Source organism: Micromonospora sp. NPDC049240, from assembly GCF_040647835.1.
Classification (GTDB): Bacteria; Actinomycetota; Actinomycetes; order Mycobacteriales; family Micromonosporaceae; genus Micromonospora.
This window is the reverse complement of sequence record NZ_JBEZCX010000027.1, coordinates 12532-29248: the sequence shown is the minus strand read 5'-3', so window position 1 is coordinate 29248 and position 16717 is coordinate 12532. Positions and strand designations below refer to the sequence as shown.

The window sequence follows — 16717 nt, the reverse complement described above, 5'->3', positions numbered from 1 at the left end:
TTTGCGGCACCGCGACGGAGGGTTTCAGGTCATGCCTGCCGACTATATTTGGAATCCCTGGATGACGGCCGAGGCCGATCCGGATCGTACCGCTGTCATCGCCGACGACGGGTCCTGCACCTTCGGGGAACTGACCGCGACGGCCGACCGACTGCAGCGCGGCCTGGCCGCGGCCGGCGCGGTCGACGGCATGGTGGCCGCTACCGGGCTGAGCACCGGACCACAGCTGTTCGCCCTGGTCCTGGCGGCGCTGCGCGGCGGGTACGGGCTGTTCCCGGTGGCCGCGGAGATGGACGCGGAATCGAGGCTGCGGCTGCTGCGATCGGCCGGTGCACGCCTCGACGTGCTCGCCGGCGCAGCGCAGTTGACGTCACCGGTAACGACAATTACAGTCGATACCCTACTCGATCTCGGTGACCGCGTCAGTCCGGCGGGCGATTTTCCGCGAGCCGGCTTTCTGGTTTTCGCCACCTCCGGCACGACCGGCGAGAAAAACGTCGTGATACGCCGACGCCCGTGGTATCCGTATCGCGGGGTGGCAGTTCTGGAAGGGCTTGCCGCCGGTCTGAGCAAAGGCCCGCACATCATGGCCAATCCCACTTTTCATTTCGGCACGCTGGCACCGGCTCTGTACGCCCTGCAGGCCGGCAGCACGGTGGTGGTCATGTCGCACTGGTCGGCGGACCAGTTCAACGACGCGGTCGACACCCACCGTGCCGACAGCGCGTTCCTCTCCCCCGACCAACTCGCCGACATCGCAGCGTCGCAGCGGCCGCCCGCACACCGGCTGCGCCGCCTGTTCCACGGTGGGTCGCCGACCGCGCCGGCCGTGAAACGAGCGGTGATGGAACGGTACGGCCCGGTCCTGCACGAGTACTACGGCACCTCCATCGGCACCATCTCCGAGGTGAGCGCGGAGGAGTGGCAGTTGCGGCCTGGCACGGCAGGCCGTCCGTTGCGTGGCGTCCGGGTGACGATCGTGCGGAACGGCGCCCCGGCGGCGGCCGGTGAGATCGGCGCCATCCACGTCGGCTACCGAGCCGTCGACCTCGGCGGCGACCCCCGGTCGTTGACCGACACCGGCGACATCGGATTTCTCGACGACGACGGCTACCTCTACGTCGTGGGCCGCGGCACCGGCGACGAGGACGGGCCCGCGTTGCTCGAGCACCGGGTCCGCGCCATGCCGGAGGTCACCGACGCGGTCGTCGCGGTCGGCGGCGAGAGCATCCGCTGCTTGGTCGAGGGCAGTCTCGACGACGCGTTCGCCGACAGGGTACGCAGCCTCGCCGAGGACATGGGGTTGGCCGATGTGGAGGTCGTTACCGTGGGGTCGGGCACCCTGCCTCGCACCGACACCGGCAAGATCCGCCGCGCCGCGCTGCCGGCGGCCCTGTCCGCCCCACTTCCGCCGCGACCGAAGGGCAGCCATGCCGATCGATGACAACACCGATGCCGTCCTGGCCACCGTGCTGGCCGCCGCGGCGCAGGTGTTCGGGCGCCAGGTCCACCACGAGGACAACCTGTTCGACCTGGGCGGCGATTCCATCACGGCGGTCGAACTGGTCATGCGACTGGCAGAGGATCTCGGCGTTGTCGTCGACACCGCCGACCTCGTCGAAGCGCCGGACTTCGAGACCTTCGCACGTCACCTCAGCGTCTACGGTCAGCACACCTTTTAAACACTTTTGGGTACGGGTGGCGCCGCCCCGTCACATCGCGGGCCGTCCGCGCTGCTGCCGGCGCGCGAGCCGGCCGCACTGGGCCGGGCAACCTCGGTGATCCGGTCGCTCGGAAGAGGCTCACTGGCGGCTATCCGGCGGAGCGGGACCGCAACATACGCCACACCTCGTCGCGCCGCTCGGTCATCCGCCGTCGGGCGACCGGGGTCGCCGCCTGGGCGACCTTCTCCGCTTCGTCGAGGAAGTCGGTGCCGATGCCGAACACCGGGAACAGTGCCTGGCTGTAGTAGATCGCCGCGACCATACCGACCTCGTCGAGGCTGAGCATCAGTTGGAGGTAGCGCTCACCGAACGGCGCGAGCACCTCGCCCTGGCCGGGCTGCCAGAACGCGGCGGCGATCTCGTGGATCGCGGCGAACGACACCGTACGGTCCACGGCCACGGCCTGCCAGACCGCGGCTTTCTCGCCGGGGTCCGGCGTGGCCGCACGGACCGCGAGCGCCCGGTTGCCGGCGTCCGGGTCGGTGTCTCGCCTGAGCAGTTCCTCCACCGCGTCCTGGGTGGCGGCGCCGAGCGCGGCCGCGCGGATCAGCAGGCGCCAGGACAGGTCGATGTCGTCCTGGAAATCGGCCCGCAGGCCGGCCACGTCGTCGAGGCTCATCGCGATGCGGGCGAGCACCCGCCGGGCGGCCCGGGCCTGGGTGGGCTGGGCGGCCAACGCGGCGGCGACCGTGCGGACTTCGGAGGTCAGCGCCGCGCGCTGCTCGTCCGGCGCCCAGAGCAGCGCCGCATCACCGGCCCGCGTCAGGTAGGACTCGATCGCGGCACCCGACGTCTCCACCGCGAGCACCGAGGTGAGCGTGTGCACCGCCGCGGCGGCGGTCACGTCACCGTCGGTGAGCATGTTCCAGATGGTGGCGACGGCGACGGCACGAGAGACCGACGTCGGCAGCGAACCGGCGGCCGCGATCAGTGCCGTCCTGTCACCGGTGGCGGGGCGGACGGCGGCGAACGTCAGATCGTCGTCATTGACCAGGTAGAGGTCCGCCCCGGCAGGCAGCGGGACGGGTGTCCGGGAGCCAGCCACCTCGACCCGGGCCAGCGCGGTCCGTGAAAGCTCGCCCGACTCCCAGCGGTAGGCGCCCACCCCCAGCACCTGCGGCCGCGGCGGGCCTTGCGGCCGGTGGCCCACCAGCACCGGGCCTGCACCGTCGTGCACCAGCGTGAACCGGTCGGTGCCGGCCGTGTCCAGCCATACCTCGCGCCACGCGTTGAGGTCGCGGCCGCTGGCCTCGCCGATGGCGTCGATCAGGTCCTGCAGAGTCGTGTTGTCCCAGGCGTGGCGGGCGAAGTACGTCTGCATGCCGGCACGGAACCGGTCCTCACCCACGAAGATCATGAGCTGCCGCAGAACCGCGCTGCCCTTGACGTAGGTGATGTCGTCGAAGATCGCGGCCGCCTCGGCGACGTCACGGACGGCCTGCCGGATCGGATGGCTGCCGGGGCTCTGGTCGACGAGGTATCCGTAGATCTTGTCGGCGGCGAGCTGGCAGGCCCAGGCATCGGTGTGCTCCGTGGCGTCCGTGGCCGCCCAGTGGCACGCGAACTCGGCGAACGCCTCGTTGAGCCAGACGTCGTCCCACCATCGCATCGTGACGATGTTGCCGAACCACATGTGTGCCATCTCGTGCAGCAGCACGGTAGCCAGGTAGTGCCGTTCGGCCGGTGTCGGCGGCACGCGGCGCAACGCGTAGTCGGCCCAGGTCACGCAGCCGTAGTTCTCCATCGCTCCGCCGAACTCCGGCATGAAGACGTGGTCGTACTTCTGTTGTGGAAACGGCATCGCGAACGCCTCGGCAAAGAAGGCGAGGCCCTGCCGGGTCAGCGTGAAGATCTCGTCCGCGTCCCGTTCGAGGATGTCGGCGAGCGACCGGCGCGCGTACAGGCCGAGGTCGTAACCGCCCACGGTGCGGCGGATCTCGTGCAGTGGACCGGCATTGACGACCGTGTTGTACGGCGACAGCGGCGGGGTCGGCGCGAAGGTCCAGCGACGTGCGCCGCCATCCGGGTCGGCCCGCTCGGCCGGGCTGTTGCTCACCACGGTCCACGCCTCGGGCGCGGTCACCGTGAAGGTGTGCGGCGCCTTGAGGTCCGGCTGGTCGAAGCAGGCCCAGACGTGACGGGCGTTGTCTGGTTCGAAGGTGGTCCAGACGTACACCTCGCCGTCGGCCGGATCCACCGCCCGGTGCACACCCGCGCCTCCGGTCGTGTCGGCCTGCTCAGTCTCGACGCGCAGCGTGTTGTACGCGGCGAGGCGGGGCAACGGAATCCGACCGTCGACGGCCGCCGGTAGCGCGACGCCGTTGAGCGTCGCGCTGATGACCGGTGCGGCACAGTCGGCGAAGGACTGCGCGTCCGGTTCGCGGCAGGTGAACGTCACCGTCGACACACACCGCACCATCGGCCCCGACGGCAGGCCGGTCAGGTCGATCGCGATGTCGTAGCGCTCGACAGCCAGGATGGCGGCCCGCTGGACAGCCTCCTCGTGGGTCAGGCTCCGCAGCTTCGTCACCGGCCGCGTTCAGGCCTTCGTCGCCGAGAGGCCCGCCTCGACCGCGGACACTATCTCGTCAGCCTGCGGCTCGGTGCCGGGACGGAACCGGGCGACGACGGCGCCGTCGCGGTCGACCAGAAACTTCTCGAAGTTCCAGTCGACGTCGCCGGCCCGCCCGGATCCGTCGGCGGCGGCGGTCAGGGTGGTGAACAGCGGGTGCTGGCCGGGTCCGTTGACCTCCACCTTCTCGGTCAGGGGGAAGGTCACCTGGAACATCGTCGCGCAGAACGCCGCGATCTCCGCCGGGCTGCCGGGTTCCTGACCACCGAACTGGTTGCAGGGCACGCCGATGACCGAGAAGCCTTGAGCGGCGAAACAGTCGTGCAGGCTCTGCAGTCCCGTGTACTGCGGGGTGAGCCCGCACCGCGAGGCCACGTTCACCACCAGGGTCAGATCGCCCTTGCGGCCGGCGAGCAGGTCGGGGCTGCCGTTGAGTCCTGCGATGGAGATGTCGTATACGCCCATGCCGATCACGCTACCCCGGCGGCGGGCGTCCTTCGTGATCGTTCAGGTGCTCGATTCCACGCGCTGCTTAGGTTGAGCGCGAGTCCTCACACGAACTGGCGAGGCGCATTTGAGCCAGGCGGTCAACGCGGTGGAAAGCACCGCCCGCCCATTCTTGGGAAGAACTACCGGAGTCAGCCTCCCGGAACTATTAGCAACAGGCTATCACCTGGCATAACGAGATTTGTTCCGTTCAACTGCGGGCAAAACGCAGTTGGTCAATGGCGTATCAGCCTGCGCGCAGTGCCTCCCCGGCATAGCGCTCGACCGGTCCGCGCATGCCGGCTGGCGGCGCGACCGCGGCGGTGCGGCCGGGCCGCCGCGCGACGATCAGCTTCGTCATCGCCGGTCGACGGAGACCACCACAGCATGCAGACGTTGAACACCCGGACGACGGTGGGCCGGTACGCGGCCCGCCGGTACGGTCCGACCGTGACTGTCCATGTAACCCCGTACGGCTCCTGGTCCTCCCCCGTCTCCGAGCAGCACGCCGCGCACAGCGTGTTCCGGCTCGGGGAGATCCAGGTGGACGGCGACGACGTCTACTGGACGGAGGAGCGCCCGGAGCAGGGTGGCCGGGTCGCCCTGTTGCGCCATCGCGACGGTGCCGCCACCGACGTCGGCCCCGCCGATTTCAGCGTGCGCAGCAGCGTCTACGAGTACGGCGGCGGCAGTTTCCTCGCCCGCGACGGTGTCGTGTTCGCGGTGTCTGACGGCGATCAGCGGGTCTGGCGGTTCGATCCGGACACCGATGGCCGGCCGATCACCGGCGGCAACCCGTCGGTGCGCTACGCCGACCTGCACGCCGACCCCAGCCGGGGCCGGCTGCTCGCCCTGGTCGAACGCCACCCGGTCGGTGGCGGTCTCCCCGTGCACGAGGTCGTCGCCGTGCCCGGCGACGGCAGCGGCCCGCCGGTGCCGCTGGTCAGCGGGCCGGACTTCCTCTGCTCGCCGCGGGTGAGCCCGGACGGCCGCCAGCTGTGCTGGATCCAGTGGTCGGCGCCGAACATGCCGTGGGACGGCTCCGAACTATGGGTCGCCGACCTCGACGATGCCGGCACCCCGTACGGTGCCCGCCTGGTCACCGGCGGACCGAGCGAGTCGGTGCTGCAACCGCAGTGGGCCCCGGACGGCGTGCTGCACTTCGTATCGGACCGATCTGGCTTCTGGAACCTGTATCGGCTCACGGGTGGGCACACCGGGTCGCTGGCCCCGATGGCAGTGGACTTCGCCCGACCGCAGTGGGTACTGCACCTGATCAACTACGCGTTCCTCCCGGGCGGGCGCATCGCGGCGGCCGGCGTCGAGAAGGGACGCTGGCGGCTCTACGTCATCGACCCCGCCGCCGATACGGTGACCGCGCTGCCGATACCGTTCGTCGACTGCGGATCGGTGGTCCGGGCGCGCCGCGACCGGATCGTTCTCGACGCAGCCACCGCGTGGGAGGTCCGCTCGGTCGTCGAGGTCGACCCGGGCTCGGCCGACGTCACGGTGGTCGCCCGGGTGCAGGGCATCATCGAGGTCGACCGCCGCTACCTGTCGGAGCCGGAAACCGTGGTCTTCGACAGCGAGGGCCGGCCTACGTGGGCCTTCTACTACCCACCCCGTAATCCGGACTTCCGGGCACCGGCCGGCACACGACCGCCGTTGCTGGTCCGGGCCCACGGCGGACCGTCGGCGGGTGCCACCGCGATGCTCGACTACGGCGTCCAGTACTGGACGAGCCGCGGGGTGGCCGTGCTCGACGTCAACTACGGCGGCAGCTCCGGGTACGGACGGGCCTACCTGCGCCGGCTGTTCGGCCGCTGGGGAGAGCTGGACGCGGCCGACTGCTGCGCGGGCGCCCGTCACCTGGTGGACCGCGGCGATGTCGACCCGGAGCGCCTGATCATCCAGGGCGGCAGCGCCGGAGGCTTGACCGTGCTCAACGCCCTTGCCCGCCACGATGTCTTCCACCTGGGCATCAGCTATTTCGGGATCGCCGACCTGGAGGTGTTCGCCCAGGACACGCACAAGTTCGAGAGCCACTACTGCGAGTGGCTGGTGGGTCCCTATCCGGCCGGTCGCCGGACATACCGGGACCGCTCGCCGCTGCGCGCGGTGGGCGGCGTGACCCGGCCGTTGCTCATGTTCCAGGGACTCGACGACCCGGTCGTGCCGGCCGGTCAGGCGCGGGCGATGTTCGAGGCGGTCCGGGCCAACGGCGTACCCTGCGGCTACCTGGAGTTCAGACACGAGCGGCACGGGTTCCGCATCGACGAGAACATCCACCGGTGCACCCGGGCCGAACTCTGGTTCGCCGGCCGCGTGCTGGGCTTCGACGTGGCGTTCGACGAGCCGCCGGTCACGATCGAGAACGAGAGCGCTATCGGGAACGTGACCGGCTCCTCGCCGACGACCACCCGGCCGCGGTGAGCGCCCGCGCCACATGGTCGTACTCGCCGGCGGGAGTCGGCAGGTCGACTATCAGCTGCCGGCCGTACATCGGCAGCCACGGCAGGCAAGGTCGAGCCGGTTGAGGGTGAACCGAGCCGCGGTCTGCGTCGAGCGGCTCGCGGTGAACCGTCGACGGCCGGTGGCCGTCCACTGTGCAAGCCGCGCCCGAGATGGCTGCTTGCCCTGATCGAAGGGCTGCGGCAACCTGCAACGCCGGGAGGTCGATTCGTGTCGTCAGACATCGTCACCGACACCGGGGGGGACCGCCAGCTGGCCGAGTTCCGTGAGCAGATCGGCCGCCATTTCGTGCGTGCCGAGCCGCGGCAGCGGGTGTGGGCGTACATCACGATGCTACTTAGCGAGCAGGCCCGCAAGAACGCCTGGGCGATCTCCCTGCGGGCCGGGGAACGCTCCCCGGACGGCATGCAGCGGCTGGTGCGCAACGCCGGCTGGGACGTCGAGGGTGTCCGCGACGCCGTCCGGCAGTTCGTCGTGGAGCAGATCGGCAGCGCGGACCCCGCCGACGGTGTGCTGGTCGCCGGCGCGACCGAGTTCGTCAAGCGTGGCGACCGTACGGTGGCTGTCGAGCGTCAGTACGTGCCGGCCCGGCAGCGCCGGGAGAACTGCCAGATCGGTGTCCTGGCGGGTTATGCGACCGGGCTGCGGTGTGCGCTGATCGACCGGGAGCTGTACCTGCCCGAATCATGGGCGAGCAGCCCCGAGCGGCGGAGGACGGCCGGCATTCCGGATCACGTCACGGCTGAGCCCCAGGCCGAGTTGGCGCGCCGGATCGTGGCGCGCAGCCTGAAGGCGCGCCTGCCGGTCGGCTGTCTGGTGTCCGTCGAACCGTACGGGCGGCACGCCCCGTTGCTGGACTGGCTGGACGAACGTGGCCTGCCGTACCTGCTCGGGATGGATGGGCCCGGCCTGACGAGTGTGCGCCTGGCCGGTGACCCGGCGAACCTGCCAGACACGTTCCGGGTCTCGCCGCTGTTCTGGAACCGTACGCCAGCACCGGGTGGGGCGGGGCGCTGGATCCTGTCCAGCGGCGGTGACAGCGGCATGCGCTTCATCTGCGGCGGCCCGTCCGGGCGGGCGCCGCTGGACGTCGTGCCGGCGGTCTTCGCGAGCATGGCTTTTCGCCGTTGCATCGACGACGCCCGGGCGCGCGCGGGGTTGGACGCCTACCAGCTGCGCACCTACCAGGGCTGGTACCGGCACATCACGCTGGCGCTGGCCGCCAGCGCGTGTCTTCTGCCTTCACGCTAAGTGCCGTTGTCGACCCCGTTCAGTGGCGGAGCCCGCCGCAGACGGCTTGCACGGGTTTAACTTCAGCCACTGCCAGGGCCTAGCAGTTCCATCCATTGGTCTCTCTGGAAGGTGCGAGGATGCCGAAACCGCGCGAAAAGAAGGACAACCACCTGCTGTACGCCGACGCCGTCGCCTCCCGCGGCAAGTCCGGAGTCTGGTTCGGCGAGCGCGAGGAGTTCAAGACGACCCAGAACGAAGTGATCGAAGCCGTCAAGGAAAAGATCAACTGGGTGCCGATCGAGAACGCCATCATGGCCGTGAGCCTCGACCCGCCGGGCATCGTCGTCATGGCGCCGAACCCGTCGCTGCCGGGAATCATGGTGCTCGCCGACGGCGCCACCGCGGCCAACACGGAACACCTCAAGAAGCAGTACACCGAGGTGGTCCAGGAGGTCCTCAGGGCGGCCGACATCAAGGTCGAGAAGTAGCCACATCGAGTGTTGTCCGCCGGGCGTCCCGCCACTGTCCGAGGCGCCCGGCGGCGCCACCACCCCCGTCCGATGTCGGCATTGCCGGGCAATGAGGAGGTCATGATGACGAGCAGCCTCGCGGAGCAGGACGTGCTGCGGATATGGGACAAGTATCTGCTGTACCTGCTCGGTGACGAGGGAACAATGTTCGATCCGGTGTCGCTGGACAGCGTCAGCCTGTCGGCCGACGAGATACTGCGGCTGCACGGCCACGAGCCGGTCCTGCTCGCGGAGCTGGCAGAACTGGGCTTCACACCGCAGCCACGCCCGGCGAATCCCCGCGATGCGCTTCTCGACCGGCTGCGCATGCTGAACATGGCCGGTCAGCCGGCCCGGATCAGCGGATACCGGATCGTGGTGACCGACACCTGCAACATGAAATGCACGTACTGCTTCGTGGACACGAACACCGGCAAGGACGACATGACCGTCGCCGACCTTCGCGAGGGCCTGGAGTACCTGTTCGAGGAGAATGCCGGGCAGCCCGAGGTCACCATCCAGTGGTTCGGCGGCGAGCCGACCGTACGGTTCGATCTGATGAGGTACGGCGACGAGTACGCCCGTGAGCTCGCCGCCCGGCACCGGGTCGGCCGCGTCCAGTCCACCGTCGTCACCAACGGCGTCCTGCTCAAGGACGAGATGATTGAGCACTTCAAGGAGTACAAGTACGGCGTCGGCGTCTCCTTCGACGGGGTGCCCGAGGACAACGTCGTGGAACGCTTCCTGCTGTCCGGCAAACCCGCCGACCCGCGCATCCACCGCAATCTGCAGCGGCTGCTCGAGGCGGGCGTGCACGTCGGTTGCAACCTGACGCCAACCCCGCTCAACGTCGCGAAGATGCCCCAGACCGTCGACTACATCCTGTCGCTGGGAATCCAGTTCATCTACGTCAACACACCGATCCCGATCTCCGGCAAGTGGCACGTCGACGGCGAGGCGCTTTGCCGGGCGGTCTTCCGCTCCCGACTGCTGGCGCTGTCGCGCGGCGCCATGCTGTTCTCCTCGATGGACCGCATCTATCAGGCGCTCGACACCCGGCTGCCGAAGATGTACGAGCACATCCAGCAGGACGGCGGGCTCAATGCGGCGCTGCTTCCAGGTGGCCGGATCTCGGTGCTGGACCTGAACTGGCGCGATCCGCAGTTCACCTTCCCGATCGCGCAACTGCGGGCCGACCGGGGCCTGCTGCAGACCGCGGCCAAGCAATTGCTGCCGTCACGGGAATGCGACGAATGCCCGGCCGCGGCGGTGTGCGGGGGCCCGTCACGCAACGACGTGTCGCTGCGACACAACCCGGAACCCGACCCGCAGATGTGCGACTTCTTCCGGACCGGGGTGCGGCTGGCGCTGACCGACCACACCGCCCTGCAGTGAAGGACGGGCCCATGCCACAACTGCAAGGTGTCCTGGTGTCCACCGCGGACCAGTGCGCGGTCAACTGCCGCTTCTGCTTCCGCGCCGACACCGGGCGCGACGTGCTCAGCCTCGACACGTACGCGCGGGCGCTGTCCCGATTACGTGAGCTGGGCGTCGAGGAGCTGTGCCTGTCCGGCGGTGAACCCACTGACCACCCCGAGTTCCGGCAGCTCGTACGGGTCGCGCTCCAGTTCGGCTTTCGCGTCGCCGTCGTCACCGCGGCCCGGCCCGGCCCCCGCCTCGACGCGTTGGCCTCGGCAGCCGGCATGCTCAGCCACGTCACCGTCTCGGCGGACAGCAGGCGTGCGGACGAACTGGGGCGTACCGGCCGCACCATCACCTCTGCCCTGCCCGTGTTGGCCGCCCTCGGCCACCACCGCGCCACGCTGCACGTCACCTGTTACGAGGTGGGCGAGGACGACCTGGCCGACATCAAGCAGGTCGTCACCGCGGCCCAGGTACCGGTCGAGGTCAGCCCGCTGCTGCACTCGCCGACCTACCGGTTCGACAATCCGCACCTCGACGCCGACCTGGAGCTGATCAAGTCCTCCTTCGGGCTGAGCGACGACCTGCGCGGCATCGTCACCGAGTACCGGACGTGGCTGCGCGCGGCGCCGCAGCGGCCGTGCGGCTCCGAGCGCGTCTACCTGTCGGCCGACGGTCATCTGCGGCGCTGCCCGTACCACCGCCCGGGTCAGGTTTCGGTGCACGCGCCACGGCAGCAGATCCAGGACGGGCTCGTTGCCATGTTCACCGACCCGCCCCACACCCAGCTGTCCTGCCTGGCGATCTGCCGGCCGGAGAATCGAGGTTGAGCCAGCGATGAACACATTCGCCAAACCCGCGGCCGTCGTCGGCACGATGCTCACCTCGGGTTCGTTCAACGGTGTCATGGTGCTGGGCCGTGACCCGGAGGCGGGCCGCGAGTTCCTGCGAACGGCTATCGCTCAGGGCTTCACCGCGTTCGACACCGCACCCGTGTACGCCCGCGGGGGCGCCGAGGAGGACATCGGCAGCGTCGTACCGCGCTCGGCCACGGTCTGGACCAAGGTCGGCGTCGACATCACCACACCCCTGCCGCAGCTGGACTTCACCCTGGACGGCATGGTCAGGTCGCTGGCGGGCAGCCTGCACCGGTTGGGCCGAGACCGGGTTGAGGCCGCCCTGGTGCACAACCCCACGCCCAGAACGCTGGCCGGGCTGGACCTGGAGGGGTTCGCCCGGCACTGCGCGCAGACCGGTCAGGCGGACCGCATCGGGGTCAGTGTCCTGCTGCCCGGCGAGAGCATGCCGCTGATCGCCGGAAAGCTGCCGCCGGGCAGCGTGGTCATGTGTGAGGCCGACCAGCTCGACCCCGACGACAAGGCGACACGAGAGCTGCTGGAGCCGTACCGCCTCGTGGTGCGCAGCATGTTCAGCGGCGGCGCCCGTCTGCGTGAGGTGCCCGACGACCGCCGCCAGCAGGTGATTGCCGACCGGATCGCCGAGATCACCGACCGGTACGCCCCGGAGGCGGTCGTGATCGGAGCGCGGGCCGTGGAGCACCTGGTTGATTACCTGCCCGGCCCGGATTGGAGGTCCTGACGGTGCACGCGAGGCAGATGGCACGACACCTGGAGGTCTTCGGCTTCGGGCGGGTGCCGGCCGTGGTGGACGGCCGGGCGTTGGACAAGCTGGCGGCGGCCTGCGACTGGATGATCGGCCCGGCGTCCAGCGTGCACGCGACCGAGCGGGTCACCGAGTTCGACGTGCTGGAGAGGATGCCCGAGCTGGCCGCCATCGCGCACGGCGACGTGGTGCGCGACATCCGGGACGCCTTCTTCGGGCGCGCGTCGCACATCGTGGCGAGCGACGCGAACCTGCTCGTCGGCGACTCGTACTGGCATTCCGACGGCTCCTACCAGACCCCGTTCCTACGGTTCGTGCTCTACCTGGAGCCGGTCACCGCGAAGGACGGCGCGCTGCGGGCCTTTCCCGGCAGCCACCGGCCCGACAATGGCTGGGCGGGCGAACCCACCCGGAACATCATGCGCCACGACGCCGATCTGGGCCGCTCGGGCGCACACCTGCCCGCGGCGGTCATCGACTCGCAGCCCGGTGACCTGATCGTCTTCGACACCAACGTGCTGCACTCGGCCTGGAACGGTGGCCGCCGCCGGCAGTTGGCCTTTAACGTGGCCGGCGAACCGCGCACCGACACCGAACGAGCGGACACCAGCCGCTACGTCCTCAACCGCTACGTCTCGGGCTCGGTGCGACTGGCATGAACCATGACACGCTCTCTGTATCGGATTCCGACGTTGCGTACTTCACCACGTTCGGCTTCCTGCACATTCCCGGTATCCTCGCCGCGTCCGCGTCGGCGATCGCCGAAGCATTCGAGGCCGTCTTCGCCGCCACCACGACCGTCGGCCGCCAGGGCCGTGCCGGGGTGACCCGGGTGGCCGAGCGCAGCGACACGCTGCGCGACCTCTTGCTCGACGACCACCGCTGCCCGAACGTCGCACGCCGGCTACTGGGCGCCAAAGCGTCGTACGTCGGCGGCGACGGCGTCCGCTACGACGGCGCCACCTACTGGCACCGCGACGGCAACCACCGCGAGCTGCGCCTTCTCAAGATCGTGCAGTATCTGGAGCCGCTCGGGCCGGAAACCGGCGCACTGCGCATCATTCCGGGCTCGCATCGCCGGCCGGCCGGCTGGGACGGATTCGCCGCCGACCTGACGGACCCGGCCGAGCAACTGGGCATCGCCCAGACCGACGTGCCGGCACACATCATCGAGTGCGACCCGGGTGACCTGATCGCCTTCGACCCGCACTCCTACCACGCGTCCTTCGGCGGGCGGGACAACCGGCGCCAGCTCACCGTCACCTATGCCGCCGAGCCGGGCACCGCCCTGGCCCAGCAGGAGCTGACCAACTATCTGCTGGCCGACCGGTCTGTGTTGTGACCTGTCCTCCGGCTCAAGGACCGCGTGAAAGGAAGAACGTCTCGTGACGCATGAACAACTGATCAGCCGGCTGCGGTGGGAGGCCCATAGATGGCTGCACGAGCACGACTACGCCGAGATCGTGCTTCCGTCCATCTGGAGCCGGTCGGAGGAGTACGGCGTCGAAGAGTTCACGCTGGCACACAGCAGGAAGTCCGCCGACCTCGATCTGAGGCTGCTCCAGTCGCCTGAGTTCCCGCTGTACAACGCGATGGCCGGCGGGCTCACGCGCAGCTACACGTTCGGCCGCTGTTATCGGTACGAGCTCGACGCCGCATTCTCCGACAGGAACTACCTGATGGAGTTCGAGCAGCTGGTCTTCGCCCAGAGCGGCACGACGGTCGAGGAGATGGTGGCCCTGACCGATCAGTTGGTGATCCATCTCGCGGAGTTCGCCGGAACGCGGCTCGACGGCGAGGACTTCTTCCATCTCGGCCCGCACGGACTGGTGCCCCAGCATGTCACCAACGGCCTGGTCGTCGAGTCTCTGGTATTTCTCACCCTGTCCGAGCAGAGCACGCCGGCGGACCGCTTCCGACTGTTCAAGAACCTCGAAGAGGCCGGCGCCCGTATCCATGCGCTGAACGGGTCGGCGGACGCCGTCGCCACGGAGTCGCTCTCCACACCGCCGCGGTACCTGATCGAGACGGACTCTGCCGGCCGCGCCGCCGTCGAGGACCTCGTACGCGAACACGCCAGCACTGGCCTCAACCCGACCTGGAACATGTATCCGCCGTTCCACTGGCGGCCCACCGAGGTCACGGACTCGACCTACAACGTTCGGTCCATCACGTCGCGCCGGGAGGCGGGGACCGACGGCTCGGAATTCATCACCGACGCCGAGCTGTACCTGGGCGGCCTCGAGGTGGTGCACATCCGCGGCTACGCGGACCACGATCAATTTCTCGACAACCTTCAGCACGCGGGGCTGCCGGGCCTGCGCGACAGGTACGACTACCTGCTGCCCGCGCTGCGGACGGCACCGTCGGGGATGGTGGCCAGCTTTCTGGGATGGGAGCGGCTCATCGCGGTTCTCACCGGCCTCGGGGCCGCCTCCGAGGTCGCGTACTACCCGCGAGCCGGTAACGGGGTGCCGCGCTGGTGACGCAGACCGGACCATCCCGACAGAGCGCCCCGCTCCAGTGGTTGCGTGAGCTGCGTGAGTCCCACGGTGTGGCCTGGGACGAGAGCATGAACACGTGGTACGTCACCCGCTACGACGACGTCTACGCCCTGCTCAACGACCCCCGGCTCGGGGCGCAGGTCGAGACCTACTGCCCGCCCGGCCTGAGCGAGCGGCAGCGGCGGACGTACTGGCGTGTGACGAACTTCGTCGACCTCTGGCCGGTCTTCTCCGACCCGCCACGGCACTCCGGTATGAGACGGCTGCTCCTCCCGCTGTTCACGCCCGCGGTGATCCGGCAGGTGGTCGCCGCGGTAGCGGGTTCCGTCGCAGCGAGCAGCACCACGGTGCCGGCGGACCGGATGTTCGCCGCGGTTGTCAGGCCAGCGTTGACGGCCGGCCTGTGCCGCCTGCTCGACGAGCCCGAGGAGGCCCTGGCGGAGCTCGCGGACTGCGCCGCCCGGATCCTCGCCATCGGGGCGATCGAGTCGTACGACCCGGAGTCCGGTCTGCGCGCCGAGCAGGCCATGGACGAGCTGGTCGGCCTGGTCGCCGAGCGCTGCGCCACACCGCGGAGCGCCTTCACCTCCACGCTGAGCCGCGCGGTGTCCGAGGAGCGCTTGAACCTGCTCGACGCCGCAGCGATGTACGCCCAGATCGTCAGCGGTGCGCTGGAGCCCGCTGCCACCGCGGTCGCACGGCTGCTGGAGGCGTTGACCGGCCCGCAGGGCGCGGCAATCGACCTCGCGGAAGACCTCGACGAGGCAGTCGACGAAGCCCTGCGGCTGGCCACCCCCTTCCACCTGGCCACGAGGCGGGCGTTGACCGACCTGACCCTGCACGGCCACGCCGTACGGGCCGAGTCGCGTGTCGTGCTGGTGCTGGTCACGGCGAACAGTGACCCGAGAAGGTTCCCGGATCCGTTCACGTTCCGGGTCGACCGCACCGGCGCCCGGCACGTCGCGTTCGGGCGTGGCAGGCACGCGTGCCTGGGTGCGGTACTGACCCGGCACGTCATGAGAGAGATGATTCTCGAGCTGAACGCGCAGGGACTGCTGCGAGACCTGCCACCTCTTGAACCGGTCTGGAACGTCGAGTTCGGAAGCCGTTTCGTGTACGACGTGGTGGCGGGGGCGAGCAGCACGACCCCCCGGCCCCGTTGAGGTACGGCAGTGGCTGCGCCGGTTCTGGCACGAGGTGCTGGGCGTGGAGTTGCCGTCCGTCACCAATCCGATGGATACCGGCGCGACCTCGATGGGTGACGCTGACAGCCACACCTCCCCGGTGACCGTGGCCCGATGCTCACCTCCCGGCGCACCCGGAAGGGCGCGGGTCTGCCGAGCCACTCACTGGCCGCCCCCATGGTCCACCATGGTGTACACCGTCCGATCGCACGTCCGAACTCACGTTAGGGTCGAGGGCATGACGCAAGCACTCGTCGCCAGTGCCTTCGACTCGCTGCACGTGGACGCCGTGCCCGACCACGAAACGCTGCGCCGGGTCTACGAGCTGCCCAAGGACGCTGCCCTACGAAAGGAGATGACCGAACTCACCGAACAGACCCGGCAGTTGATCGCCTGCTCGTCCCTCGTTCTGGTCGCCAGCGTCGACGCCAGGGGCAACTGTGACGTCTCCCCGCGCGGCGGCCCCGCCGGGTTCGTCTCCGTGCTGGACTCGCAGACGCTGGCGATACCGGACGCCACCGGCAACAAGCGCCTCGACACGCTGGAGAACGTCATCGTGACCGGCCGAGCCGCGCTGTTGTTCGTCATCCCGGGACGCACCACGACACTCCGGGTGAACGGCCGGGCCTGCGTGTCCATCCGCCCCGAAATGCTCTCGCAGCTGACCGCTGTGGGCAAGCCGCCGGCCAGTGCCCTGATAGTGGGGATCGAGGAGGTCTACCCGCACTGCCCCAAGGCGCTGATGCGCGGTGGAGTCTGGATATCGGAACAGTGGCTGCCGGCGGACGCCCAGCCGACCTCCGCCGAGGTGACGTTGGCCCAGCTGCGAATACCGGAGCTGACGATCGCTGACATCGAGCAGCGGGAGGCGGACGCCCTGAGGTACCGGTACGAGTGACGAGCCGTGCGGCGATGGTGCGAGCGTCCCCGAGCCCTGCTACGGCGAAAGAATCACCGTCGTAGCTCCTCGGGATTGATTGAAGATCAA

The 16717-nt window shown here is 69.4% G+C and carries 15 protein-coding genes; 13 read left to right on the top strand and 2 right to left on the bottom strand.

Annotated elements, in window-relative coordinates; genetic code table 11:
• Positions 1-31 precede the first annotated feature (31 nt).
• Together AB0B02_RS29255 and AB0B02_RS29250 are read left to right on the top strand one after the other, a co-directional pair.
• A complete protein-coding gene (locus AB0B02_RS29255) occupies positions 32-1444 on the top strand; it encodes an AMP-binding protein (protein WP_357305730.1) in 1413 nt (470 codons plus the stop codon).
• Positions 1431-1682: an acyl carrier protein gene (locus AB0B02_RS29250; RefSeq protein ID WP_357305727.1), complete on the top strand. Its 252-nt coding sequence runs from the start codon at positions 1431-1433 to the stop codon at positions 1680-1682. Before AB0B02_RS29255 ends, AB0B02_RS29250 begins: the two co-directional genes overlap by 14 nt.
• A 130-nt stretch (positions 1683-1812) precedes the next feature.
• Here AB0B02_RS29250 and pepN read toward each other — a convergent pair whose 3' ends face one another.
• Both pepN and AB0B02_RS29240 read right to left on the bottom strand, forming a co-directional pair.
• Complete coding sequence (pepN, locus tag AB0B02_RS29245) at positions 1813-4254, bottom strand: aminopeptidase N (RefSeq protein ID WP_357305724.1); 2442 nt, start codon at positions 4252-4254, stop codon at positions 1813-1815.
• Between the two features lie 9 nt (positions 4255-4263).
• The gene (locus AB0B02_RS29240) at positions 4264-4761 is read right to left on the bottom strand and encodes a glutathione peroxidase (protein WP_357305721.1); all 498 of its coding nucleotides are present in this window, start codon (positions 4759-4761) and stop codon (positions 4264-4266) included.
• A gap of 471 nt (positions 4762-5232) precedes the next feature.
• Between AB0B02_RS29240 and AB0B02_RS29235 the strand changes: the two genes are divergently transcribed.
• The 11 genes from AB0B02_RS29235 to AB0B02_RS29185 all read left to right on the top strand — a co-directional run bounded on the left by AB0B02_RS29235 (position 5233) and on the right by AB0B02_RS29185 (position 16627).
• The gene (locus tag AB0B02_RS29235) at positions 5233-7215 is read left to right on the top strand and encodes a prolyl oligopeptidase family serine peptidase (protein ID WP_357305718.1); all 1983 of its coding nucleotides are present in this window, start codon (positions 5233-5235) and stop codon (positions 7213-7215) included.
• 249 nt (positions 7216-7464) lie between these two features.
• Complete coding sequence (locus tag AB0B02_RS29230; RefSeq protein WP_357305715.1) at positions 7465-8505, top strand: transposase; 1041 nt, start codon at positions 7465-7467, stop codon at positions 8503-8505.
• A gap of 119 nt (positions 8506-8624) precedes the next feature.
• A complete protein-coding gene (locus AB0B02_RS29225; protein WP_357305712.1) occupies positions 8625-8975 on the top strand; it encodes a hypothetical protein in 351 nt (116 codons plus the stop codon).
• 105 nt (positions 8976-9080) lie between these two features.
• On the top strand, positions 9081-10391 hold the full coding sequence (locus AB0B02_RS29220) for a radical SAM protein (RefSeq protein WP_357305709.1): 1311 nt from the start codon (positions 9081-9083) through the stop codon (positions 10389-10391).
• A gap of 35 nt (positions 10392-10426) precedes the next feature.
• On the top strand, positions 10427-11248 hold the full coding sequence (locus AB0B02_RS29215; RefSeq protein ID WP_357305706.1) for a radical SAM protein: 822 nt from the start codon (positions 10427-10429) through the stop codon (positions 11246-11248).
• Between the two features lie 7 nt (positions 11249-11255).
• The gene (locus AB0B02_RS29210; protein WP_357305703.1) at positions 11256-12017 is read left to right on the top strand and encodes an aldo/keto reductase; all 762 of its coding nucleotides are present in this window, start codon (positions 11256-11258) and stop codon (positions 12015-12017) included.
• A 17-nt stretch (positions 12018-12034) separates the two neighbouring features.
• A complete protein-coding gene (locus tag AB0B02_RS29205; protein ID WP_357305701.1) occupies positions 12035-12700 on the top strand; it encodes a phytanoyl-CoA dioxygenase family protein in 666 nt (221 codons plus the stop codon).
• Entirely contained in the window at positions 12697-13383 is a 687-nt protein-coding gene (locus tag AB0B02_RS29200; RefSeq protein WP_357305699.1) for a phytanoyl-CoA dioxygenase family protein, read from the top strand. Before AB0B02_RS29205 ends, AB0B02_RS29200 begins: the two co-directional genes overlap by 4 nt.
• Before the next feature lie 43 nt (positions 13384-13426).
• A complete protein-coding gene (locus tag AB0B02_RS29195) occupies positions 13427-14527 on the top strand; it encodes an amino acid--tRNA ligase-related protein (protein WP_357305696.1) in 1101 nt (366 codons plus the stop codon).
• Positions 14524-15708: a cytochrome P450 gene (locus AB0B02_RS29190; RefSeq protein ID WP_357305693.1), complete on the top strand. Its 1185-nt coding sequence runs from the start codon at positions 14524-14526 to the stop codon at positions 15706-15708. The genes AB0B02_RS29195 and AB0B02_RS29190 overlap by 4 nt, the downstream gene beginning before the upstream one ends.
• A 259-nt stretch (positions 15709-15967) precedes the next feature.
• Positions 15968-16627, top strand: coding sequence for an MSMEG_1061 family FMN-dependent PPOX-type flavoprotein (locus AB0B02_RS29185; RefSeq protein ID WP_357305690.1), 660 nt, complete (start codon positions 15968-15970; stop codon positions 16625-16627).
• Positions 16628-16717 lie beyond the last annotated feature (90 nt).